At 44.6% G+C, this 24513-nt stretch carries 23 protein-coding genes and 2 tRNA genes; 11 read left to right on the top strand and 14 right to left on the bottom strand.

All coding sequences use genetic code 11. From position 1 onward, the window contains the following. Nucleotides 1–84 precede the first annotated feature (84 nt). A complete protein-coding gene (locus tag ECHVI_RS17960; protein ID WP_015267445.1) occupies nt 85–663 on the bottom strand; it encodes a DJ-1/PfpI family protein in 579 nt (192 codons plus the stop codon). Nucleotides 664–903: 240 nt separating this feature from the next. On the opposite strand from ECHVI_RS17960, the gene ECHVI_RS17955 reads away from it, so the two are divergent. The 6 genes from ECHVI_RS17955 to ECHVI_RS23890 all read left to right on the top strand — a co-directional run bounded on the left by ECHVI_RS17955 (nt 904) and on the right by ECHVI_RS23890 (nt 6288). Beyond that, on the top strand, nt 904–2370 hold the full coding sequence (locus ECHVI_RS17955) for a sulfatase (protein ID WP_015267444.1): 1467 nt from the start codon (nt 904–906) through the stop codon (nt 2368–2370). Nucleotides 2371–2450: 80 nt separating this feature from the next. Continuing rightward, nucleotides 2451–3998: a sulfatase family protein gene (locus tag ECHVI_RS17950; protein WP_015267443.1), complete on the top strand. Its 1548-nt coding sequence runs from the start codon at nt 2451–2453 to the stop codon at nt 3996–3998. 992 nt (nt 3999–4990) lie between these two features. After that, nucleotides 4991–5608, top strand: coding sequence for a DUF4230 domain-containing protein (locus tag ECHVI_RS17945; RefSeq protein ID WP_015267442.1), 618 nt, complete (start codon nt 4991–4993; stop codon nt 5606–5608). A 162-nt stretch (nt 5609–5770) separates the two neighbouring features. After that, nucleotides 5771–5845 (top strand) — tRNA-Glu (locus ECHVI_RS17940). A 25-nt stretch (nt 5846–5870) separates the two neighbouring features. Further along, nucleotides 5871–5942: transfer RNA gene (locus tag ECHVI_RS17935), tRNA-Glu, on the top strand. A 205-nt stretch (nt 5943–6147) separates the two neighbouring features. Next, nucleotides 6148–6288, top strand: a complete 141-nt coding sequence (locus ECHVI_RS23890; RefSeq protein WP_169316424.1) for a hypothetical protein — start codon at nt 6148–6150, stop codon at nt 6286–6288. A gap of 1027 nt (nt 6289–7315) precedes the next feature. On the opposite strand, the gene ECHVI_RS17930 is transcribed toward ECHVI_RS23890, so the two are convergent. The 3 genes from ECHVI_RS17930 to gldC all read right to left on the bottom strand — a co-directional run bounded on the left by ECHVI_RS17930 (nt 7316) and on the right by gldC (nt 12236). Continuing rightward, a complete protein-coding gene (locus ECHVI_RS17930) occupies nt 7316–8779 on the bottom strand; it encodes an SGNH/GDSL hydrolase family protein (protein ID WP_015267441.1) in 1464 nt (487 codons plus the stop codon). 12 nt (nt 8780–8791) lie between these two features. Beyond that, nucleotides 8792–11680 (bottom strand): TonB-dependent receptor, encoded by a 2889-nt coding sequence (locus ECHVI_RS17925; RefSeq protein WP_015267440.1) that lies wholly within the window; start codon nt 11678–11680, stop codon nt 8792–8794. Nucleotides 11681–11894: 214 nt separating this feature from the next. Continuing rightward, complete coding sequence (gldC, locus tag ECHVI_RS17920) at nt 11895–12236, bottom strand: gliding motility protein GldC (protein ID WP_015267439.1); 342 nt, start codon at nt 12234–12236, stop codon at nt 11895–11897. 93 nt (nt 12237–12329) lie between these two features. Here gldC and ECHVI_RS17915 point away from each other — a divergent pair, with 93 nt between their 5' ends. Next, nucleotides 12330–12773 carry a DUF2147 domain-containing protein gene (locus tag ECHVI_RS17915; RefSeq protein WP_041738848.1) on the top strand — a complete coding sequence of 148 codons (444 nt, stop codon included), beginning with the start codon at nt 12330–12332 and terminating at the stop codon, nt 12771–12773. A 72-nt stretch (nt 12774–12845) separates the two neighbouring features. Here ECHVI_RS17915 and ECHVI_RS17910 read toward each other — a convergent pair whose 3' ends face one another. The 7 genes from ECHVI_RS17910 to ECHVI_RS17875 form a co-directional block, all read right to left on the bottom strand. Continuing rightward, nucleotides 12846–13349, bottom strand: coding sequence for an SRPBCC family protein (locus ECHVI_RS17910; RefSeq protein WP_015267437.1), 504 nt, complete (start codon nt 13347–13349; stop codon nt 12846–12848). Continuing rightward, nucleotides 13346–13672, bottom strand: a complete 327-nt coding sequence (locus ECHVI_RS17905) for a metalloregulator ArsR/SmtB family transcription factor (RefSeq protein ID WP_015267436.1) — start codon at nt 13670–13672, stop codon at nt 13346–13348. Before ECHVI_RS17905 ends, ECHVI_RS17910 begins: the two co-directional genes overlap by 4 nt. 279 nt (nt 13673–13951) lie before the next feature. Beyond that, nucleotides 13952–14533, bottom strand: coding sequence for a sugar O-acetyltransferase (locus ECHVI_RS17900; RefSeq protein WP_041738846.1), 582 nt, complete (start codon nt 14531–14533; stop codon nt 13952–13954). A 256-nt stretch (nt 14534–14789) separates the two neighbouring features. Beyond that, a complete protein-coding gene (locus tag ECHVI_RS17895) occupies nt 14790–15857 on the bottom strand; it encodes a beta/gamma crystallin-related protein (protein WP_015267434.1) in 1068 nt (355 codons plus the stop codon). Between the two features lie 282 nt (nt 15858–16139). Then, nucleotides 16140–16505, bottom strand: a complete 366-nt coding sequence (locus ECHVI_RS17890; protein WP_015267433.1) for a DUF2200 domain-containing protein — start codon at nt 16503–16505, stop codon at nt 16140–16142. Nucleotides 16506–16976: 471 nt separating this feature from the next. After that, nucleotides 16977–17252, bottom strand: a complete 276-nt coding sequence (locus ECHVI_RS23970) for a hypothetical protein (protein WP_015267432.1) — start codon at nt 17250–17252, stop codon at nt 16977–16979. A gap of 42 nt (nt 17253–17294) precedes the next feature. Continuing rightward, nucleotides 17295–18326: a serine hydrolase domain-containing protein gene (locus ECHVI_RS17875; RefSeq protein WP_015267431.1), complete on the bottom strand. Its 1032-nt coding sequence runs from the start codon at nt 18324–18326 to the stop codon at nt 17295–17297. Nucleotides 18327–18390: 64 nt separating this feature from the next. Here ECHVI_RS17875 and ECHVI_RS24310 point away from each other — a divergent pair, with 64 nt between their 5' ends. After that, nucleotides 18391–18510 carry a transposase gene (locus tag ECHVI_RS24310; RefSeq protein WP_157501507.1) on the top strand — a complete coding sequence of 40 codons (120 nt, stop codon included), beginning with the start codon at nt 18391–18393 and terminating at the stop codon, nt 18508–18510. Between the two features lie 415 nt (nt 18511–18925). Here the strand turns inward: ECHVI_RS24310 and ECHVI_RS17870 are convergent, their stop codons facing one another. From ECHVI_RS17870 to ECHVI_RS17860, 3 genes are all read right to left on the bottom strand, one after another. Beyond that, nucleotides 18926–19768 (bottom strand): DUF5694 domain-containing protein, encoded by an 843-nt coding sequence (locus tag ECHVI_RS17870; RefSeq protein WP_015267430.1) that lies wholly within the window; start codon nt 19766–19768, stop codon nt 18926–18928. A gap of 161 nt (nt 19769–19929) precedes the next feature. Beyond that, complete coding sequence (locus ECHVI_RS17865; protein WP_015267429.1) at nt 19930–20424, bottom strand: VOC family protein; 495 nt, start codon at nt 20422–20424, stop codon at nt 19930–19932. A gap of 73 nt (nt 20425–20497) precedes the next feature. Further along, nucleotides 20498–21313: an AraC family transcriptional regulator gene (locus ECHVI_RS17860; RefSeq protein ID WP_015267428.1), complete on the bottom strand. Its 816-nt coding sequence runs from the start codon at nt 21311–21313 to the stop codon at nt 20498–20500. Between the two features lie 393 nt (nt 21314–21706). Here ECHVI_RS17860 and tnpA point away from each other — a divergent pair, with 393 nt between their 5' ends. The 3 genes from tnpA to tnpC all read left to right on the top strand — a co-directional run bounded on the left by tnpA (nt 21707) and on the right by tnpC (nt 24077). Then, entirely contained in the window at nt 21707–22012 is a 306-nt protein-coding gene (tnpA, locus tag ECHVI_RS17850; RefSeq protein ID WP_041738757.1) for an IS66 family insertion sequence element accessory protein TnpA, read from the top strand. Next, complete coding sequence (gene tnpB / locus ECHVI_RS17845) at nt 22012–22353, top strand: IS66 family insertion sequence element accessory protein TnpB (RefSeq protein WP_015267031.1); 342 nt, start codon at nt 22012–22014, stop codon at nt 22351–22353. The genes tnpA and tnpB overlap by 1 nt, the downstream gene beginning before the upstream one ends. A 170-nt stretch (nt 22354–22523) precedes the next feature. After that, nucleotides 22524–24077, top strand: coding sequence for an IS66 family transposase (tnpC, locus tag ECHVI_RS17840; protein WP_015267032.1), 1554 nt, complete (start codon nt 22524–22526; stop codon nt 24075–24077). The last annotated feature ends 436 nt before the right edge of the window (nt 24078–24513 follow it).

The raw sequence follows: 24513 nt of genomic DNA, 5'->3' as shown, positions 1-24513 counted from the left end.
ACCTTGGGAACGTAGCAGCTTCCCCAAGGTTTTACAGGTCTATGCGGTCCAATAATCGGACGAAACAGCTTTCGGATGCGTTGATCAATGGGTAATCTTTATGCCCAGTAATTTATAGAACTCTGCTAGGATGGCCTGATGGCCGGGCCAAGCGGGAGAAGTAACCAGGTTTCCGTCGACGATGGCTTGGTCTGCCGGGATGTTTTTCCAGGTGCCGCCCACCAGCTCGATATCCGGGCCTACGGCCACATAGGCGGTAAGGGTACGGCCTTCAAGGACCCTGGCGACGGTGAGGATTTGGATGCCGTGACAGATGGCGGCTACTGGCTTGTCTGCTTCAAAGAAGTGCTTGACGATATCCAAGACTTTTTGCTCCAGTCTCAAGTATTCGGGAGCCCTTCCTCCGGGGACATATAGCCCGTCGTAATCGGATAAATTGATGCTGTCAAAGTCGGCATTGATGGCAAATCGGTGTCCAGTGAGCTCCTTATAGGTTTGGTCACCCACAAAATCATGAATGGCAGTAGGAATGGTATCTCCTTTTTTACGATCCGGAGCAATCACATCCACTTCTAGCCCAACAGAAAGCATTGCCTGAAAAGGAACCATGATTTCATAGTCTTCCACATAATCTCCGGCAATCATTAATATTTTTTTAGCCATAACTTAAAAGTGGTTTTTAGCGTTATCGATCTATTTTTCTAAAATTTAGCCATTTAATGGTTGATTAAAAAGCGCATGGTGTTAAGAAAGTTTTACGGCTGGATCAGGTATTATGTTTTGTGAAAAATTCAATATACTTATCATGTATTTATGTAAAATTATGTAAAAGTTACGGATCCTTTTGTTAGATTTGTTTTAGGTTGCTTATTGAAAAAAATATAGAAATTAAAGTTGATTTTAATGAAAATGAAATTAAGGCTATTGTTCCTAATGACCATGGCGGTGATGGCAAATCGGGCCATTGCCCAAGACCCGCAGCGGCCTAACGTCCTGTTCATCATCGCGGATGACCTGACCGCCAATGCCGTTTCCTGTTATGGCAATCCCTTGAACATCACACCCAATATCGATCAACTTGCAGCGGAAGGAATCCGATATGAACGGGCATACTGTCAATTTCCCGTTTGTGGCCCTTCGAGAGCATCTTTTATGTCGGGGTACTATCCCCATGCTACGGAGACCTTTGGCTATACTAGTGGTCGGGAAAATATTGGGCCTGAGAAAGTGACCTGGTCGCAGCTTTTTAAAAACGAGGGCTATTACACGGCCCGTGTCAGCAAAATATTTCATATGGGCGTGCCGGGGGACATCGAAAAAGGCTCAAATGGCGCTGATGATGCCGCTTCCTGGCAAGAGCGATTCAACAGTCAAGGCCCGGAATGGAAGGCTGAAGGCGCGGCCGAGCTAGTGCAAAATAACCCTTACAATGCATTGGAGCGAAAAGGAGGCAATGTCATGACCATTGTGAAGGCCTCCGGTGATGATGGTGTGCACGCGGACGGCAAGACCGCAGAAAAGGCCTCAGCCTTGATCAGAAAGCACAAGGATTCCCCCTTCTTTTTGGCGGTAGGGCTGGTTCGGCCCCATGTTCCTTTTGTGGCACCGGCAAGTTATTTTGAAGCATTCCCGTACCGTGAAATGGTGCTGCCGCCAAAGGTTATCGGTGATTGGGATGATATTCCTGCCAGCGGCATCAATTACGTTACCACTGTCAATGCAGAAATGTCCGAAGACCAAGAGAAAAAAGCCATTTCTGGGTATTATGCAGCCGTCTCCTATATGGATGCCCAAGTGGGGAAAGTGCTGAAGACCTTGAAGAATGAAGGCCTTGAGGACAATACGATCGTGATCTTTACATCGGATCATGGTTTTCATTTGGGAGAGCATGAGTTTTGGATGAAAGTGAGCCTGCATGAAGAGTCCGCTAAAGTGCCCTTGATCATCAAGGTGCCCGGAAAGTCCCCTGCTGTTTGTCGGTCTTTTGCGGAGCTCATAGACCTTTATCCGACCGTGGCAGAGCTCGCGGGACTGGAATTGCCCAATGAAATCCAAGGCAAGAGCTTGGTCAATACCTTGGATGATCCTACATTCGAAGTGAGAGATATGGCCTTTTCAGTTTCAAAATATAGGGGAGTGGAGGCTTTTTTATTGCGAAATGATCGCTGGGCATTTATCCAGTATGGAGAAGAAGGAGAGGGGGGAATGGAGCTTTTTGACATGGTCAATGACCCTCAACAATTTAACAACTTGGCCAAAAATCCGCAATATGCAGCCCAGGTGGACATGTTTCAGCAGCGGCTAAAGCAGAAATTGGTTGCGGTAAGGGATAATGATCTGGGGAAGTCGTACGGCATGGGTGACCTTTGAACCTCGCTGAGTGATGTTAGGCAACAGGTGATTGTTGGAAAAGGATTGAAATGAAACGAAATTTTAAAACCCAATTTTACATGTATAAACTAGTTGTATGGCTGGGCTTGGCAGCAGGGATGTTTTCCTGTGCCAAACCCACGGAGGAAAAACCACCAAATATTGTGATCATTGTGTCTGATGATCATACCCGGCAGGCGATCAGTGCTTATGGAAGCACGATTGCCCAAACGCCAAATATTGACCGCATTGCGGAAGAAGGGGTGTTGTTTACCAATGCTTATGTGACCAATTCCATTTGTGGGCCTAGCCGTGCGGTGCTGTTGACAGGAAAGTATAGCCATAAGAACGGCTTTAGAAGAAATTCGGACAGCAAGTTTGAAAGTGACCAAGATCAATTTGTGAAGCATTTACAGGCTGGCGGCTACCAGACCGCTTGGATAGGGAAGTACCACTTGGGAGAAGATCCCCAGGGTTTTGACCATTATGAGATTTTGCCCGGTCAGGGCTATTATTACAATCCTGATTTCTTTGTAAAAGACAGTGGCCGCGTAAACCGCACGGGATACGTCAGTGATTTGGTAGAAGATGCTGCTGAAGGCTGGCTGGACCGAAGGGATCCTGAGAAGCCCTTTTGCTTGGTTATTGGCCACAAAGCCACCCACCGTACTTGGATGCCTGATCTGCAGGATTTGGACAAGTTTGATGCGGTGACTTTTCCGCTTCCAGCCAATTTCTATGACGATTACGAAGGGCGCCAAGCAGCGATGGAGCAGGACATGACGGTGGACAAGACCATGCGGATGGCCTATGACTTAAAGATGTACCCTGAAGATTCCAAAGACCGGAACATTAAACGGATGACCCCTGAGCAAAGGGCCCAATTCGACGCCCATTATCAGCTGATACACCGGGAATTGGATTCACTGAACCTTTCCGGCAGGGAGCTGGTGGAGTGGAAATACCAGCAGTACATGCGTGATTACTTGGCTACCGCCGAATCGATGGACAGAAATATCGGTCGTACACTGGACTACCTTGAGGCGCATGGGTTGGATGAAAATACCATCGTGATTTATATTTCCGATCAAGGGTTCTATCTGGGCGAGCATGGTTGGTTTGACAAGCGGTTCATGTATGAAGAATCCTTCAGTACGCCCATGATGATGAAATACCCCGGTGTGATCACGCCTGGAAGCAAGTCGGATGCAATGGTTATGAACTTGGATATCGCCCCTACAGTCCTGGATGCGGCGAATGTAGTCATCCCTGAGGATATCCAAGGGGAGTCCATGTTGCCGTGGCTGACAGGTCCCCAAAAGCAGGGGAGGGAAGTGTTGTATTACCACTATTATGAAGTGGGCGAGCATAATGTTTCTCCCCATTTTGGAATCAAGACTGACCGGTATAAGCTCATCCGTTTTTATGATCAAGTGACTTCTTGGGAACTCTTTGATTTGGAGAAAGATCCCTCGGAAATGCAGAACGTTTATGGTCAGGAGCGCTATCAGGAAGTGCAGGAAACGATGAAAGGAAAGCTATTGGAAACGATTAAAAAGTATGAAGATGCCGAGGCAGAAGCGCTTTTTCACGAGGACATCAGCACTGCAGAAGGCATGAAGAAATAGTTGGATTAGCCCTTTAGGGGGTAGCTAATGTAAGGCAAACGCATTTAGAAAACCCAGTTTACCTCGGCCCACAAATCTGCCGTGTCCAAGTGGCGCTAATGGCAGCATAAGGGAAATTCGAGGTTGTCTCATAAGTCCTCGTCATTGCGATTCCGATGGATATCGGAAGAAGCAATCTCGTCATACGTGCAATGAAAGCACATTGAGATCACTTCACTCCGTTCGTGATGACGGATTATTTATTTATGAGACAACCCCACCTTACTTCAGCCCATTGGAGCCCATTGGGCTAGAATGGTAGGGACAAACACTCCTTACGGCCTGTAAGGCCAATTTAAAATAAAGGCCGTTAAAATACCTGGAGGAAGTGTTGCGCTAGGCTTTCAGCCTGCGGAGGGAATGGGGTTGGGCATATCACCCCAAAGCCTTGCCTTGGGCTAAGGTGAGTAAGGCCTTCAGGCTTTGGCTTCTGGTGGGGGTTAGGGACAAAATAACCACGCTTGAAGGCACTATCAGGCTTAGAAACCAAAATGGGAAGATTTCATTAAATTCGTTTGCCTTGATAGCCAATGCTTTAGTTTGATAGTCGTCCTGAGCGGAGCTGTCTATTTGCCAAATTGCGTCGAAGCATGGCGTAGGGCCTCGCCTGTCTGTATTCTAAGGCCGGATTGGCAAGCGCTCGACATGACATCTATTCGTTAGGTTAACTTAATAGCATTGAGGGGATAGCTGGGAAATCCCTGTAAAAGACTCATCAAATGTCTTCCAAAAGAGGAAATTTGATGAGTTTTTTATGTTGTAAGGATTTTACAGTAACTTCTTTGGCCATTGTCCTGGACGGTTGATTTGAGGTTCTTCATTGGAGGTTTGTTGCGGCTAACCATAAAAAATGGTCCTGCATTCACGATGACAAAAATGGATGTGCATAAATGTGTCTTCAAATAAAAGAAAATGGGTATCTTTCCCGTAAATAGACGGAAACAAAATCAATTATGCGGAAGTTTTTGTTCGGAGTTTTAATTGGCCTGCTAGCGATAGGGGTTTATCGCTGGATTGCAGGGGGGATCGAGCGTAAAAATACCCTCGAGGAAAGTTCCAGCCTGATCCAGCAAGAGGTGAAGCAGGTCAGCAAGCTGATCGTCACGGAAGGCCATTTTTCACAGGTATACAATTACAAACAGTCCGAGGGGATGTTTGGCAATCTGTGGATCACCAAGAAGAAGGCCTTGGTGGTCGTCAATGCAGAGGTACAAATTGCCTATGACCTCTCTAAGGTGAAGTTTGACATTGATGCGGCCAACCAGACTTTGTACATCAGGGAAATCCCCGAGGCAGAGATAAAGGTCTTTCCCGATTTCAAATATTATGATGCTGCTGGGGATTATTTCAATCCATTTGATGCCGATGATATCAATACCATTAAGTCTCGCGTAAATGCCTCCATTCGCAGAAAAGTGGAGGGGTCAGACCTAAAGGAAAATGCCAATCGGCGGTTGATAGCCGAACTTGCCCGTTTTTATGTCCTTACCAATTCCTTGGGCTGGAGACTGGTGTATGAAGATAAAGAGGTGTTAAGTCAGGGGGATTTTGAGCTGAAGGAATTACATTGACAAAAGATTTATGGATGAAAGATAAGCTAGCTTATTTTTTTTAACTAATAACCAGTGGGTTGGCGTAAAGGTCAGAATATTTTTTGGCAGGGTTTTGTATTGTAAAATTAACCCTCTATATTTGCATCACCTTACAGAAAGGCAAGGAAATAAAAATAAAATGGTCCGTTCGTCTAGGGGTTAGGACGCATCCCTTTCACGGATGAAACACGGGTTCGATTCCCGTACGGACTACCATTTTAGCTTGCCATTTTTGTTTTATGGTCCGTTCGTCTAGGGGTTAGGACGCATCCCTTTCACGGATGAAACACGGGTTCGATTCCCGTACGGACTACTGACAAAGTGATGTTTTCATCATTTCTGATTGCTTATAGCATGATGAATTTTTGTTTTATGGTTGTTAGTGGTTAAAGTGAATGGAAAAGCCTCGTTACTATGTTACGAGGCTTTTTTTTGTGTCCATTTCTCAGCTGTTTTGAAAAGTTCCTGGTATTCAGCCACGGATGAATACGGATAGACACAGATAGGATGCATAAGAAATGGCAAATCCATGTTCATATCTTTTCTCCACGGCTTACAGGACTTTAAACGTTTACGATACCCATGCCTTTTGCTATGAAGAGGACTTCTCGGCAAACCTTGGATTTATCCAGTCCACAGATGAAGTAGCATCCTTTTAAATAAAGCTGCTCCCCCGGAAATATTGCTTGATCCATGGTGTTATGCATGATGTAAACTCAAAAGCCAGAGGTTGTCTCATAAGTTCTCGTCATTGCGATTCCGATGGATATCGGAAGAAGCAATCTCGTCATACGTGCAATGAAAGTACATCGAGATCACTTCACTCCGCTCGTGATGACGGATTATTTATTTTTGAAACAACCTCGACACATCCATGGCTATGGGTGAAGCCAATGGTAAATTAACCCATTCAACATGGCCAGTTTTAGCCGCATTGCCCTCCCTATTCCCCACAACTTCCCGCTAAAGCCCGTTCGTGCGGATGGAGGAAAACCATCGTTTTAGCGGTGTGAATTTTCTGCCATAAGAACATGTCGAAAATCATCCCCCCAGAAATATTGCTTGATCCGTGTTATTGTGTATGATGTAAAGTCAAAAGCCAGAGGTTGTCTCATAAGTCCTCGTCATTGCGATTCCGATGGATATCGGAAGAAGCAATCTCGTCATACGTGCAATGCAAGCACATCGAGATCACTTCACTCCGCTCGTGATGACGGATTATTTATTTATGAAACAACCTCGAGACATCCATAGCCATGGGTGAAGCCCATGGTAAATATGCCCATCCAAGGTTTTCTGTTTTAGCCGCATTGTCCTCCCTATTCCCCACAACTTCCCGCTAAAACCCGTTCGTGCGGATGGAGGAAAACTATCGTTTTAGCGGTGTGAAATATTCTGCCATAAGAACATATCAACATTCATCCCTTGGAAAAGTGGCTTGAACCCATTCCTCATCAAGGCGGTGTTTACCGAAATGCTGAGCTAGGCTTTCAGCCTGAAAGGGAGAAATTATGGAATCTGCACCCCAAGGCAAGGCCTTGGGCTAGGTTGACCAAAGACTTATAGCCTTCGGTTTCAGCATGGGGTTTGGGGGCAAATATCCCACAAACCCTCGTTTGCAGCGAGAGGCTTATCGAGCAAGGCATTTGTGATGCGCTTGGCAGTTTATGATTAAATTTCACTCATTTACCTAGGAAGGTCGTTTCCTACGTAAGCATTGGGGTTTACTTTTAGGATGTTGGCTTCCCATTTGGCATTTATGGCATCGATGACCAAGTTGGTCAAGAAAGCATGGGCGCGTCCGTTTGGATGGACCCCATCCACGGAAAATCCACCATTGGGAGGAATGATGCTGGCGTTAAGGGCGACTCCTCCAGCATTGACCTGTCCTGCGGCGACTTGCTCAATAAAGGATGCTGCATCGACTAGCACCAGGCGTTCAGCGTTGGCATCGACTGTTGCAGCGATCATCTCGTTAAAGCTGGTGATTTTTGCATTGACCTCGGCTTGTTCATCGGGGATCAGCATGAACTCATCTTCCACGGGAAATGTAACTCCTCTTTTGCCATTCGGGTGTTCACTGGAAGGGGCACCCAATGCTTGTGCCAGCGGTAAGGTGGTTTTATCCTCTGCGGTACTTTGGCGAATGGGTGGCAAGCCTAGTGCACTAAGGTCTGTCAGGCTTTCATCTTCCATGACAAAGGCATTGGCGCCAGCGGTGAAGGTAATGGTTCTGTATTGCCGTTCTTCTTCTGTGATGAGGCCGCCTAGTGCAGCCTGCTGAAGGCCTCCATTATATAGGGCATAGGCTTGGTTGGCTTGATCGGCTTCGGATTGGGTGAGGGGAACAGCGTTATATGGGACCAAGTTAAAGTAGGGCAAGTGATTAAAGGGAGGGATGTTCAACACGACACCGAAGGCAGCCGTGTTGGCTTGGAGCATGGTACCCAAAGCGGCGGTTAGCCTGGCTTGGAAATCTTCATTTGAGGTTAGGATGTTTGGGTTGGAAGCACCATCTATGGCATAGCCCAATACGTCGTTCGATCCCAGCCAAAAGCTAAAGAATGTCCCGCCGTCGGCGAGAGCAGCTGCTGCATCTCCGATAATGGTCGATTGGCCAGGGGCGCTGGCAAATCTTGCATAGAGTGGCGAGTACGCAGGGTTTTGTTCACTGGCCGGGCCACCAGTCATGGGGGTCAGGGCTTGTCCCAGGGTGATCCCGGGCACGCCGAAATTATTCAAAGAGGCCTTGTCACCAGTGTAGGGCGCAGGAATTTCTCCCGGGCCAATAGGGGCCGGGGAAATGGAGCCATTGGGTGCCGTCGTCAGAATCAGCCTTCCAAGCGGGCCGTTTGGTCCCATGGAGAAGAAACCGTTTTCGGAATCAATGTCCGGAACATTAAAGGCTCCGCCACCCGCAGCTTCCAATTGTCCCGCTAAAATCACAGCAAAGGAGTGCTGCTGGGCACGATTGTAAAGGGCGCCGTCCATCAGGCCAGCGGTAAGGGAGTTTCCGACGGCCACGTACTTTGAAAAGTCAGCATTGCCGGCGTCGGGCTCTTGGACAGGTGATTCAGGGAATTCGTATTGACATGCCCCGAGCAATAGCCCCGTAAGAAGTATATAGATCGATTGGTTACGTAATTTCATGATCATTTGGGTTTAGTTTAGGAGTTCGTCAAAAGTGATGCTCACGTAGTAGATGGCGCCAATGGTCGGGCCACCGTAATTCAGAAAATAACGTTCGTTAAAGACATTTGATCCTCCGAGTTTAATGATGGATTTCCAGTCTTTGACCTTATAGCTTACTTGGGCATCCACTGTGCCCACCTGCGGCACTTCGCCGGCTGCAAAGGAAGATTCCCAGCGGAAGGCGGTTTGGTAGCGGTAGGTGACGTTAAACCCTAACCTTTCGGTCAGCTTCCTGTTGGAAAAGATGAGGTTAAACTTATGTTCTGGCGTATTGAAGTCCGAAAGGAAACCTTCTTCTATCGTCGTCAGCAGTTTGTTATAATTATAATTGCCGCTGAAGGTATAATTTTTGGGTAAGTTATAGGTGATGCCTATGGCGGCTCCGTTGGCCTTGACACTGCTGCCGACCAGGTTGGTATAGGTTTGGAAGGTGTTTTCCTGTCCAGGAGTGGTCACTGGGGTCAGCAGGGCTGGAGCATTGACGGCATTGATCGCAGCTTGGTCGCCATTGGCAGGGACGGGGTATACGGGGCCTGGTGCCTTTCTGACAGCGGTTTGAGTGATGAAGTCATTGTAAATATTGTAATAATATGCCGCGTCAATCAATAACCGATTATCTGCCAACAGTCCTTTATAGCCAATTTCAAAGGATTTTACCTGTTCGGGCCTTAGGTCCGGTAGGTCGTTGACCGCAACGAGTTCTGCTGTGGCTTCCGGTGCTGCCGGGCTGTATCCTTCACCTACTTTGGCGATATAGTTATTAACCGAGGCCAGTGAAAAGGCGTTTTCGAAAATCCTGTATTTTTCCCGGTAATAGGGCAGGCCACCCAAAAGCCTTGCCGAAACCACATTTAGGTCGATGTGCTGTCCCTGTGTGGTGGGCATTCTAAAGCCGGTTTGGTAAGAGAGCCTGATATTGCTGTTGCCTTGGGAGAATACGGCGGCAAAGCGAGGATTGACTTGGCCTTTGAAGTTTTCATTTTTGTCATAGCGGACTGAGGCCATCAGCTTTAACTTATCGTTCAGGACTTTTTTTGCCCCTTGGGCAAAGGCTCCATATTCCGAAATGGTGATGTCATTGCCTTCCACATCGGCGAAGATGGTGCCGTTTGAGCGCAGTTCGTAGAGGCGATAGCTGGCGCCAGCTTGCAGGTCCATGAAATCAATTTCATTTTTGAAATTATATTGCCCCTCGGCCATATACATTCTAGAACGATCATTGAAAAGCGATCCTTCGGGTATAAAATCGGATTTTACCTGCTCAGAAATGTTGTTGAATTCCGTGGTTCCAGGCATGATGCGACCTTGGTCCGCCACACCGCGTGCGGCTTGATGGGCTGCCGCTTGTTGGTCGACGGTACCAGAGGCTCCAGGAGCTACGCCTTGCTGAGCCAATGCGCCCATATAGGCAAGGGTGTATTCCCCAAACCAAGAGGAGTTGTCTTTCCAAGTATCGTTGATGCGGACACCTGTCAAGTCGGCAATAAACGATCCGCCGGAGTTTTCACGCGTGGTATAGCCCCGCAAGAAGAAGTTGTCCCCGGTCAGTTCCAGTTTGTGTTGGGAGATTTCAAAATCCGATAACGAATAACGCTGGGCTCCTGTATAGACGGAGGTGCCCGAGCCGTAGTTTAAGGTGTAGGAGAGTTCCAGAAAATCATTGATCCGATAGTGAAGGGCACCGTTAAATTTATAGGCTGCAGCGCCATAATCGACCAAGTAGGGTTCTTCATAACCGGTTCTTGAGACGATTTGATCGGGGATGCTGGGGAGATAACCGTCGATGCCCAGTGCAGCAGCCTGTTGCTGAATGGCACCTACATTTCTTAGCAGGCCGATGTTATTGGCTACCTCATCTCCGAAAATGTGGACACGGTTGGCGCCGGGGTTAAACGGCAGGTCACCTTGGCTTCTTGCATTCAGATCACTCATGTCGGTGCCGTACCAGTCTTCCGCCCGCATAAAAGAACCGTTAAGCTTAAAGGCCCATTTGTTGTTGAAGGCTTTGGCGTATCGGATAGCTCCTTCGTACATTGGCTGGGCACTTTGGGGTTCTCCTTCCCGGCCGTTGATATGGTTCACGCCTTGTTTGTAATAGGCACTTAGGCCTTGGTAGTCAAAGGGATTCTTGCTATTGACCAAAAGGATTCCGTTAAAGGCATTGGGGCCATAGAGCGCAGAAGATGCACCCGGGATAAATTCCACCGTTTCCACATCCAGCTCGGAGGGGCCGTTCAGGTTACTGATGGGGAAATTGAGCGCGGGCGCTTGGGTGTCCATTCCATCAGTGAGCTGTACAAAGCGGGTGTTGCCGGTGGAATTGAATCCACGGGCGTTGAGGATTTGGAAATTGATCGAGGAAGAGGTGACGTCGACGCCCTTTAGGTTGGCGATGGCTTTATAGTAACTGTCGCTGGCGGTTTCCTTGATGCTGAGGATGTCCATCTGTTCGATGGAAACGGGAGAGGTCAAGATGCTTTCTTCCACCCTGGAAGCAGATACGACCACCTCCTGGCCGAGCAGGGTTTGTTCTTCCAGGTTAATCTCCAGATCAGTAGCGTTGGAAGTGGTGATCAATACTTCTTGGCTGGTATAGCCCACCATGGATACTACTAACGTTAGGGGAGGAGCTTGCTGCACCTCCAAGGAAAAATTGCCGTCCAAGTCCGTGACAGTGCCGACCACTTTTCCTTTCACTAAGATGTTGACCCCTATCAAGGTCTCGGCAGTGCCGGCATCTGTGACGGTTCCGTTGATCGTAGTCGTCTCTTGGGCAAGTGCTAGGCTTATTCCTGAAAGAAATAGCGCAAAAAATAAAAACACCTGCGTTGCTTTCCGTTTAGGTAGTGCTTTCTTCATGTTATTTTTGGGTTAGTTTCGCTAATTGCATTTAGCCAATTGAATGACTAATCGCCTAGTTAATATAAGGTAAAAAATTATTTATTGCGGGTGTGTACCGGATAATTTTGGGGTTGAAGGCAATAATTTAACATTGCAGGAGCATAAAAAAGGGCAGCCGCTGGCGTCAGGGGCTGCCCTTTTTTTAAGGGTATGAATCGAAAACTGGTCTGTGTTACTTCGTCTTGTTGTTTTCTTCGTTGACGTGTTTTACCAATCGATCACAAAGTTCCTTGATTTCTTCTGACATGTATTCGTCGCCAGTGCTGTTAAGGATGGTCTGGCCCATGCCTCCCAATATATCGATGTAAAACCGCTTCATCTCTACCACGGACATATCATCTGTCCAAAGGTCAATCCTGAGGGTGCTGTGGTTCAGGTTGTCCCAAACGTTAAGGCTAATGCTTTTGGTTTGTTCCGCACCTTCACTTTCTTTGTCCGTAGCGTCCCAGGTAATGGTTTTCGGTAGGTTCTTTTCGTCCAAGTCGATGTTGAACTTTATCTCTGAATTTTTCATGTGCTGATTCAATTTTAAAATGCAAAACTACAAAACAATGTTTGGAGTTCCTTTTAAATGTGCTATAAAACTAAATTTCTATATTTGTTACCGATGAAAAGAATTTATAACATACTGATAATTGGTTTTTTAACCCAATTGATAGTGGTGGGAACCGTTGAGGCCCAGCAAGATAAAATAGAAGGAGAGTGGTTCACCACGGATGAGCAGGCGAAGATAGCGATCTTCAGAGGAAAGGAAGGATACAATGGAAAGGTCATTTGGCTGGCAGACATGGAGGAAGGAGCCGAGGCTCCTCTGGATACGGAAAATGAAGATCCATCGCTGCGAGAAAGGTCGATTTTAGGCCTCAATATCCTGGAAGGACTAGCTTATGAGGATGGCGAATGGGTGGATGGAGAGCTGTATGACCCGGAAAGCGGGAAGATTTATCGGTGTTTGGCGCGGTTTAAGCGGGATGAGGACCAATTAGAGGTTCGCGGGTATTTGGGCATGCCGGCTTTTGGCAAATCGGTTTTGTGGGAACGGGTAAAGTAAAAAAGGGACTGATGGCCCAGGCTTCTATTGGGAAATAGGCGAAGCAGTCCGTTCGCAAATGGATTACACGGCTTAATTGGAAAGGGTTTTCAGGAGTTTTTCCAACTGTTCCAGTGTTTGGGTAAGTCCTTCTTGCATGCCCATCTTGACGACCACTTCCAAGTCTTCAAGTGAATGGTAACTGATCAGGATTTTCACGGTGGTGGTCTCCGCCGAATTGGTAAAATGGGTTTTCCAGTGTCCTTCTGGAAGATCAGGAGATGCTTTGCCTTCTTCATCACAGAAAACATCATTTGCGGTATAATGGTCGATCGGTTTGATTTCTTTGAAGTCTAAACGGCTCCAGTATTTTTCGCCCTCTGGGCTAATCATGGCAAAAAGCCAATATCCTCCTTCGGTGAAATCCATGTGCTTGGTCTTCGCTCGGTAAGGTTCCGGCGCAAACCACTGATCCAACAGATCACTTTTCGTAAAACAGTCCCACACCAGCTGGCGACTGGCTTCAAATTCCTTTTTAATGGTCATCGTATTGGTTTTCCTGTTCACAAGAAAATCAAATGCAAGTTTCGTTTTCATGGTTTTTTATGGTTGAGGTGAGATAATAAGTTGTCCAATTGGTCAAAGCGGCTTTCCCAGATTTTTCTAAACTGTTGCAGCCAATGATCGATTTCCTTCATTTTGTCCAGCTTTATTTCATAAATGATCTCCCTGCCTTTTTGGTTTGAATCGATGAGTTCACATTCTTGAAGCACGAGGAGATGCTTGGAAATGGTTGGACGTGCTGCATCGAAGTTTTCAGCAATGGCACCTGCGGTCATGGCCTGTGCCGCCAAAAGCACCAATATGGCCCTTCTGGTGGGATCGGCGATGGCTTGAAATGGGTCACGTCTTCGTTTCATGTTAAGGATTGTTTTTTATGTAGCCATTTGACTACTAATATACGCGTAGCTATTTGGCTACGCAAGTAAAACGATCATTTTTTTGAGCAGCATAAGGCCATGAATCAATTATAGAAAGAGAAGGGATAACCAGAGAAGGAGAGGGCAGGAGTGGCATGGACTTCTTTTAGATTCTGATGATCCGATTGGTTTCGTGGTTTTGGTCATTGTCCGAAAAACATGCATATGCTGACACGGTCAACGCCTGTGGAAACGGTGAAATGTTTTTTGTAGGGCTTATTAGGTCTTGTAAGTGGTTTTGTGGTCTTTTTCATTCAGTGTTTTGATGACTTTGGCAGGATTGCCCACCGCCAGACTATCCGCGGGAATGTCCTTGGTCACGACGGCTCCCGCTCCTATGACCGCACGATCGCCAATCGTCACCCCCGGACAGATGGTGACATGGCCGCCGATCCAGCATTCCTCACCGATGGTAACGGGACGACAGTCTTCCCATTCCCTTCTTTCTTCCACATTTAGGGGATGCCTTGCCGTATAAATATGTACACCCGGAGCGAGCAGCGTCTTTCTGCCAATGGTCACCTTGGCACCATCTAAAATAACTGCATCAAAATTGATGAAAACACCTTCACCGGCATGGATATTCTGTCCATAATCACAGTGAAATGGAGGCTCAAGATGAAGGTCTTTGGCTGAATTGGGACACAGTTCGTTGATGGTCGCCTGAAACTTGTCTGTATAATACTCGGTGACATTGAGCTTGTGCAGGATGCGCTTGACTCTTGTGCGGATACGGATCATGTCCTCACAGTGCGCATCATAGGGCTCGCCTGCCATCATTTTTTCCATTTCAGTTTTCATTTATCTAAACGTTTTCGATGGGAAGAGTTTGTGGATTGGTTTGGGTATATTGATGGTATTGTTAACCTAAAGGTAGGTGATTTTAGTAAAAAATGAGACAGTCTACTAAAATTGATAATTGGCTTCTGTTGATTTTCAAATTAAATAGGAGGGGTTCTCCCAAAAGCAATACTCCCTCCTCGGACGAATTGCCAAGAAGGGAATTTATTGAAAAGGTGTCATTGGCTTACAGCCAATAATAACACTGGGCAATCGCCTAAGAAGCTACTTTTTCAGTTTCTGCCGGTATTGGCCAGGCACTTATTTCTGCCTCACCATGGGCATAGTCATCTACCTCTATTTCTACATTTTGGTAAAACTTATTATCGGTTCCTTTTACCAAAAATGTGTAGATTGCATTTACCTTATATTTTTTTGGCTCCAGAATTACCTTCGCTTGCCCTACACACCTTGGAGGAATGGTCATGTTTACCTGCTTGGAAAAGGTAATGTTTTCGGATTTGGTCTCTTCCTTACCAATGGTAAAGGTGTTTTCCAGGGTGGAAGTAATGGTTTGGGATACTTCAGCGGATATAGGTCCTTTTGATACGCCCACGCTGGTTGTAGTGCTTTTAGAGATTCCAATCATGGTGGAATTGCTCCATGAACGTGTGGTGGATTTGGAGAGTTCTTTTGACAGGGTCAGAATGGTGTTTTGAGGAATGTCGGTAGCATTATTGGTAGAAGTGGCTATGCCGATAGGACTTCCATTTGGCACCATGACCTCATTGGTATATTCTATTCCGATCAGTTCCAAGTCTGGTCGGATGATTTGCACACTGGACACACAGTTGTTAAAGCCATAAATGGATAAATCATAATGGTCTCCAGGTCCCAGCTCCAAGGAAGCACCTCTAAGCCTAGAGTCCTTGTACAAGATTACCTGGGCTCCTTCTGGTACCTTCAGTGATCCTATTTCGTCATTCTTAAAGAACGGAAAATCAAAACTGGTGTCTTGACCGGTCCCGGCAAGGTTTTGGCGATAGCCTGTGAAGTTTTTGTGCTCATAAAACGTTACTAAGGGGTTGATCTTAGCATCATGTTCGAAGACTTCTATCGAACTGATTTTGTTATTCCAATTTGGGAGGTTGGGGTATTCTCCTTCAAAAAGCACCAAGTACCTGCCTCGAAAGCCTGTGTCCAAATAGAAATGGGCATAGCATCCAGGTGTGATTTTTATGGAACTCATTTCGTTATTTCCTATGCTGACGGTAGGATATTGCCCTTTTTCGAGTTCGACTGTTGACCCAGCATAATCTTCGAGTTTAAAAATTGTTACTGCCATAATAATTTGATTGTTAGATGGTTAAAACTTATGATGGCAAGTTATACCATTATTAAACTGCATTCAACACCGTGAAAATGGTATTTTTTACCTAAAAAATTGAAAATAAATGTTGTCATGGCCGGAAGGATCCCTTAGGTTACTATATACTTTATGGCATCTAAGGCCGAGAAGAGCAGAAAACAACCTAAAGATCAGTTGATCTTTAGGTTTTTGATTCTTTTAGTCTAATTCGTTTTGGTTTGATCTGTAGATGGAAAAATAGGCTAGGGCAGGGGTGTTTCAACGCTCGCGCAGTATTTTTTCCATTTTTTTGCCTTTAGCCAATTCATCTACCAATTTGTCCAAATACCGCAGCTGCCGGGTGAGCGGATTTTCGATTTCTTCCACCCGGTAGCCACAGATGACGCCTTTGATCAAAGGGGCATTGGGATGGAGAGTGGCCTGATCAAAGAACTCTTTAAAGGTTACCTTTTCTTCGATTAGTTGCTGTATATCCTCATTATGGAAGCCAGTAAGCCAAGTGATGACTTGGTGGAGCTCTTCCTTGGTCCTGCCTTTTTTAGTTACTTTGGTGAGGTAATGGGGATAAACCGAGGCAAAGGTCATGTTGGCGATACGTTCGTGCTGTTTGTCAGAGGTTTTCATGATATTATAGCTTTTCGGATAGTCATACGATTTTTATGGCCCCAAGTTTATCCTAGACAGTTTGAGCATTATTTTGGATCAAACAGAAAAGATGGAGGTTAGCCTATTTCGATGGCCAAACAGATTCTTGACCACCTCAGGTTTCTTTTTGGCCACGGATGAACACTGATAAACACTGATAGGGGTCAATCGGAAAAGTTTGGTACTGGCAGTTTGCTTAATGGTAACACCACGTGTAACCAAAAGGCCAAAAAGTCCCAAATGCACCAAGTGGATGCTGCAACCTGCACTGAAAGGGCGGTAAAGTTACTTTATGACTTAGAGCCTTTGTGGCTTATGATTGTTCCGATAAATAAAGATAAATTCAGTCATAACTTTTCATTCAAATCTTGTCGTCTGACGATTGCCATTATTTCAACTGTATTTTTACTGACTTTATAATAAATACAATCCACTCCACAAACGCATCGTTTATATCCCTTTTCTATATAAACTACTGATTAAAAGGAAAAAAAGTCGTTCAGCAATAATGTCAAAATATTTGTCCGCTTGAGTTATTCCCAATTTTTCAACTCCGTCATGATACATCCTAATCAAGCCGTTGACTAATTCACTTTTTCTTGAATACTCTTTATTGTCCACTTGGGCTTTTAGCCACTCGCCATTCGGTTTTGTTAATGAGATACTTTGTCTTGCGATAACGTTGCTGTTTGGTGTGAAAACACACCAAAAACGAATCGGTTCCATATTAATTCCAACGGTCAATGTATGAATCGTAGCTTGATTGTTTTAGTGAATTTTTTTCCTAATGATTGATACAATTCGGTTAATGGTAATTTCTGATAAATTCCACTCATAGCCTTCAAAATCTGTTGTGTTGATAAACTGAACAACCACCGCATCTATATCTTTGTGGTATTCTGCCAAGCTTTGGTAACCAACCACTAAACCGCCGTGATTATATTCGTAAGGATAGATTTCTTGTTCTCCTTCTTCAAACACCGACCCATTATTTAAGGCTCTAATAAAGATGGCAACGTCTTCTGCTGTTGCCAACATTCCATTATCACGTGCCTTAAAGTCTTCTTCAATTCCTACGTAATAACCGCTCATTACATCATCTAAATTGACATCGTTAATCGAAAAAAAAGTGTTGTTTAGTTCTAAAGGTTTTAAGATTTTTTCTTTGATATATTCGTGATGATTGTATCCCAAAACCTTATCCAAAATCATACGAAGCAACAAATAATTCGTATTGGAATATTCATATCCCTTGCCTGGTTTAAAACTGGCAGGTAAGTCTAAAGCAAAATCTAAGGCGTTTTTACCATTTTCTTCTTCGTTTTCCCAAAACGCTGGATTATTGGTGAAATTTGGAATTCCAGACCGATGCTGAATCATCATCTTTAGGGTGATTTCTTCCGCATTTTCAATTCTACCTCTAAGCTCTGGAAGATAATCAGTAAGCATTTTACCAAAAGACAAGTGTTTTTCTTTCACCAATTTTGTAGCAGCCACTGCAGTATATAACTTGCTAATGCTGGCAATTTTGAAGAGAGATGTTGGGTCGGCTGGAATTTTATTTTCTCTGTCTTTCCACCCACCTGTATAAAATTGGGGTTGTTTTCCTGCTTGGTCCACATAAACAATCATTCCATCAAATCCGTGTCCGATGGCTTCATCTACTTGTTCTTGAACCGTATCAGGCAACGGTAAAACCCATGCCTTTACCAAAATCCATGGCACAAAGAACAACGATATTACCGTACCGACAAGCAATACAATGCGTACAATCGATTTCGCTTTTTTGTTTTTTATCATTTTTTCTATTTCAGTCTCAGCCTAGTTATGCTGCCTAGATACTTTTCTATACATTTAATTTTCATTGAAGGTTTTCGAATTCGCCCCAGAAGCAGGAGCATTCCTCAGGAGTTTCTTAATCCATATCCTCCCCAAGGGATTTACCCGCATCCGGCATTGCGGCAACCTGGCCTCGGTCTTTTAAAAGGACCACAAGGCCATTATAGAGTGCCAGACCGGCGAAGTGGACCTTGAGGAAGCTAAGAGTACCGATTCCCTACTCAGGAAATCCCCAGGCTGCAGGACTGGTACGCTGCATACGGTGGCACGCTTCGACCAAAGGGGACACCAAACGGTGTAAGGGGAAACTTATGCCCAAAAACCATAAAGCAGCCCGAAGAGCTATTCAAAGGGCTATAACCATTACAATGAAAGGCCTAAACGTTACCAAACAGCAGGAAAAAAAGCCGCTCAGAGCTACCGATTTTTAGATTCCAACTCCAAGAACACAAAAGGGGAAAAGTTTTCCCTATAATTGTCCCTTTCCCAACACCACTCGTTTAATACTGCTTTTAGACTATACTGTTCCAGCCGTCAGAATGCTAAGCTATTAGCGGTAGTTATTTTAAATATTTATTAACTTTAACAAGTTCTAATTCGGGTGTGTCTTTTATGAGTTGATTCAATATTTTTAGATGTCCTTGTCCATAAATCACTAAAATCCTTTCTGTATTTGAATCAGCAAGTTGTCTAATATTATCGAAAATTTTAATGTTTGACTTGTACCAGTCTCCAACAGTTTCTGCTCCAATTTTATTTTTCTCATTTCCTATTTGACTTAATAGAATATAGCCAAAATGATTTTTATTTATTGCTCTGTCGGTATTAAGGTAGTAGACTGCATCTTGAATAGTACCGTTCGAAGCAATTTTATCATATTCCTTCGCCAGTTCCGTAGCATTTTCTATAATTGCGTCTATCAGTTTGGATTGGCCATTCCGTTCAGCAAAGGCAACAGTCGAGTCAAAAGCATATTGGACAGGGGAATATGCTAAAAATAAACGTTTATGGTTTAATTCTCTTGCCAAACGAAAAGCAATTTGGTCGGTCTCTTCCTCGGTCAGTTCATATGTACCGTTTAAATAACTTGTATACTTTTCGTTGAGTGCTTCCTCCGAGCGATAAGGTCGTTCCACGGCTATTTTTGTAGGATTGAATTTTTTAAGTGATTCAATTAATATTTTAATTTCTGCTTGTCTTTTCTCGCTTTTAACTTCGGTGAACTTTTGATTTACTGTATTGTTTTTTGAAGTGAAGTGTAACATTCCCAATATTGCTACTTTAGGCAAGTTCTTTTTTTCTGTGGTTGGTTTTTCTTTTTTATTTGAAATATCATTGCAAGAGAAAAACACAACGAGAAGCGAAATAATAGTCAATTTTGAAATTAAATTACAATGTTTCATTTTGTGTTTAATTACCGCTAACAGTTTGTATATAAGCAGTAGCGAATATTTGAAGCCCAAACTTTTCAGTTTACAAGATACTTAATTAAATGCAAAAACGGTTCGAGTGGGCACTCAAACCGCTATTGCTTATACACATTGCTGTGCATTCGTTCTTTTTCCTAATTTGGCGAATGAAGTCCGATTTTGTTTCCCTCCGAGTCGTGAAAAATAGCAAAAAATCCACTTTCGTCTGTGTGAGGTGTTTTAGGAACAATAATTTTTCCACCGTTGTTTTCTACTTTATCAAGAATGGTTTGCAAATTATCTCCTCCATTCAGGTAAATAGTTACTCCGTTGGCAGAAGGTTCGTAACCTTCACCTTTCATAATAACTCCTGTTACCATCTGGTCTTGGTAAGGGAACAGGCCCATTTCCATTTCTGGAAATTCTAATTTTTCAATATCCACTACTAAAATTTCTTTGTAAAAGTTGATGGCTCGTGAAATGTCCGTTGCAGGAATTTCAAAAATTGAGATGTAACTGCTCATATTATTTATGCTTTTTGTATTTGTTTCTTGGGTGGGCCTGTGGTCGGGAGTTGAAGAATTTTCGTTTCTACAAGACATAATACCGAATGTTAAGGCAATAATTGCGATAAAATTTTTTTCTTTCATTTCTAGTTTGTTTTCAACAGAACAAAACTAATAGCTGAAAGTCGGTTAAAATTGTAAAAATGCGACACCTGGATTATTTATAAAAAAGGGCTGAAAGAGCAAAACTTTCGTGAGCAATAAACTCTTTGGGGTTTATTCCTGTAAACTCTCTAAAGTCTTTTATAAAATGTGCCTGGTCAAAATATTCACTGTTATGGGCAATGTCGGTCAGGTTTTCCGACTGTTGGTTGAGTAACATTTTTAAAGCAGTTTGTAGGCGAATTAGCTTTCCTAATTTTTTAGGGCTTAAACCAATTTGTTTTTTGAAGTTTCTTTCGAGTTGTCTTCGTTTTGAAGGTTCATCTTTAAAAATTGAGGTTATTGAAGCTTTTCCGTTTGTCGATAACAAGGAATCTACGGTGTTTTTTACAATTGCATTAATCGTTTTTTCATCATTAAGCTTGTCCAAAAGAAATTTTTCGATAATGTTTATTCGCTCTTCCGTGTTTTTTGCTTTGATTATTTTTTGCTCTAAATCAGTTACTGTTTCTACTTCAAAAAGTTGATTTAATGGTGTTTCTTTATTTACCAAATTTGGGATTGGTTTATATACAAAGTTGGCAAATCCATAAGGATAAAATCGAATAGCAAATGTTTTGACAAATCCTGTTGGCTCAATGAAAAAAGGTTCAACTGTTTGTCCGAGCACCATTGCACGAGGTTGTAGTATAAATTTATTTTCGGAAGTGTACCGTTTTATATCGTCTCCGAGAATAAATGCCATTTCAATACAGCCATCCGGTACGATTCGTTGTTTTTGCGGTTCGTTTTGCATTGGTACTTCCAAAGTCCAATAACAACTCACAAGCGATTTTAAGTCTATATGTGGTTCGTATGTTTGATAATCCATTATCGTTCGGGAATTTTTTCAGAGTTACGAACAATGACCTGCTATAATGAGTGCGGATTAGAAGGCACGGATCCTTCCTCTTTCACAGATCCACGCCTTGATTTAAAGTTAAAACTTGTGGCGGACTTTTCAATCACCAAGAAAATATCTTTACCGATGAAGCCCCATTCATTCATCACAATTGCGATCAGCCGATTCATTTTAGTCCTAATATTTTTCGCGTACGTTCAGGGTACCTGCTATAGAGCGCAAAACCAGTCGTTCCAATTCCGAGCAAAAGGAGGAGGAGGTATATTCCTGAGTGTCGTGACTTTACAGTGCTGAAATCTATGATTGTTCGGTAACCACCTTATAAAGTACATGTTTCATGGCGTGTTTTGACCGCATAGCTTTGTGGAAAAAGCAAAAGTGATGAACCTACAAGAAGAAATGGCCGCCCTTGTCAAAGAGTACAAGAGCAGCGGTCTGACGCAGAAATCCTTCAGTGCGCGAAAGGGGATCGGTTATCCCAAGTTCAATTATTGGTACCGAAAGCTGGCGGGGGAACAGGTCCGGGAACCCACTGGTTTTCTACCGGTCCGTACCCAGGGCAGCAGTGTTCCTGCAGAGGCGGTGGAAGTGGTGTACCCGAACGGGGTAAAGCTGCGGGTGCCGTCCGAGGACCTATCGCTGTTGTCCAACCTGATCAGGCTGTACTGATGTTTTCGCTGGGCTCCCACCACCAATATTTCCTGTACCGCAGCCCGGTTGACATGCGCAAAGGGTTCAACGGGCTTTCCGGGATCGTCACCAATGAACTGGACCGTGACCCGGTCTCCGGGGAAGTGTTCGTCTTTGTCAACCGCCACCGCAACCTGATCAAACTCCTGCACTGGGAGAAGGGCGGTTTCGTGGTCTATTACAAACGATTGGAAAAAGGCACTTTCCTGCTCCCGGAGGACAGGGGTGACGGCGTGCTGGATTGGCCCGAACTGGTGCTGATGGTCGCGGGCATCCAGGTGGAAGGCTACCGGCAGCGTCCCCGGTATATCCCCGGTTGATTTTTTTTACTGACCCGTGTTCAGCTTTTCGGGGCTGTATGCCCTTCTGTTAGTCCTACGGACAGCTTTTTGAAGCCAGAATGGCCGAAATCATCTCCTGAGGTTTTTTTCCACAGGGGCTGTGGAAAAAAAGTCCATGGTTTTATAAGCGGGAGGTTTTATTTTCGGGCATGTCAAAGCCACTCGACCAGTTGACCAAAGCCGAACTGCTTGCCCTGCTGCAAAAGTCAGAGCAACAGGTGGCCGACCGTGAGCGGGTGATAGCCGAGAAGGAACGTATCCTGGCCGAGAAAGAAGCTTATGAGAAGCAGTTGTTGGCGATGATCGAGAAGTTCAAGCGCATGTCCTTTGCCCAGAAGCGGGAGCGCTTTTTAGGGAACAAGGACCAGATGGCCCTGCCCTTTGAACCTGACCAAGAGCAAGAACAGCAACAGCAGGAAGGGTTTTCCCGCAAGGTGGAATACATCCGCAAGAAACGTCCCGCCCATACGGGCAGACAGCCCTTGCCCGACCACCTTCCCGTGGAAGAGATCGAGATCCATCCGGAAGGGGACCTTTCCGGCATGGAGTGTATCGGCAAGGAAGTGACCGAAGAGCTGGACTATATCCCTGCCCAATATATCCGCAGAAGATACATCCGCTATAAGTATGCCCCAAAGGACAGGTACAGCAGTGCCGGGGTAAAGATCGGCCTGTTGCCGGAAAGGGCCATTCCAAAGGGCATCCCGGGTTACGGCCTGCTCACCGACATCCTTACAAGGAAATACCTGGAACATATGCCGCTGTACCGGCAGGCGCAGCGTTTCAAACGGGAAAAGATCCCCATAGCGCCCACCACACTTGAGGGATGGGTGAAACAGGGGCTGGAAAAACTCGAACCCCTGTACGACTGTCTGGTGGACGACACCAAGGCCATGGGCTATCTTATGGTGGACGAGAGTACCATCCGGGTATTGGACAGCGACAACAAGAAGGGCGCCTGCCACACGGGTTACTACTGGGTATACCATAACCCTTTGGAAAACACCGTACTCTTTGATTACCGGCCTACCCGGAGCAAGGAAGGCCCCAGTGCCATACTGGAAAACTTTCAGGGCTACCTGCAGAGTGATGGATATGGCGTGTACGAACATTATGTGGCCAATAAGCAGGTCACCCACCTGGCCTGTTGGGCACATGCAAGGAGAAAGTTTTTTGAGACCTTGGTGGAAAACAAGAAGGCCGCTTCCGAGGCCCTGGGCTTTATCGGCAAGCTTTACGATGTGGAAAGAAAGGCCAAGAAGGAAAACCTCTCTGCCGAAGACCGCAAGAAGCTCCGTTTGGACGAGGCCTTGCCGGTGATCAACAAAATGTCCGAGTGGATCAAGAAGCAGCTGCCCAAGGCCCTGCCCAAAAGTGGGCTGAGAAAAGCCCTGTTCTACTCGGCAAACAGATGGGCCGAACTGTCCAATTACCTGTATGACGGTAAACTGGAGATCGACAACAATCCCGTGGAAAGGGAAATCAGATCAATGGTGGTCGGCAGAAAAAACTACCTGTTTGCCGGCTCCCATAAAGCGGCCCAAAGGGCGGCCATGATCTATTCCTTCTTCGGCATCTGTAAATTACATGACGTCAATCCCCAACAGTGGCTCGAACATGCTCTGAGAAATATCATGACCACCAACCATAAGAACATCCGTGACCTATACCCACAAAACTTTAACCAAACAACACGCGGTTAATAGGGCGGTTACAGTAAATGGGCAAGTAGGATAGGGGCAAATTCAAAGTTCATATGTTCTAAAAAGCTAAGTGTCTGAAAATAAATATGGTATAATTAATCAGTTGAATTATTACCAATATTCTCTTCTTGAACATCAGTTGGTTTAAAATACTAGTTGGTGTATTGGATTATATATATTTTTTTATGTATCCGATTACTTATTCTTAACTATACTTAATGGAGGAGTATTTAAGTTTTATAAGCGTTATTTTACTACTAAAAACAATAAAATTTCCAATTGATACTACTTAAATATATCTATAATTACCAATATTTGAAAATTTATCAGATTATTATATTTAATCATTAAAATTTCACTACAAATATATAACACTATTAAGTTATAAAAAATATTTAAATTATTAATATTTTATGAAATAAAAGAATAGAGAAAA

The sequence above is a fragment of the Echinicola vietnamensis DSM 17526 genome (genome assembly GCF_000325705.1).
Classification (GTDB): Bacteria; Bacteroidota; Bacteroidia; order Cytophagales; family Cyclobacteriaceae; genus Echinicola; species Echinicola vietnamensis.
Note: the sequence above shows the minus strand (reverse complement) of the source record. Positions and strands in the feature narration are given on the sequence as shown.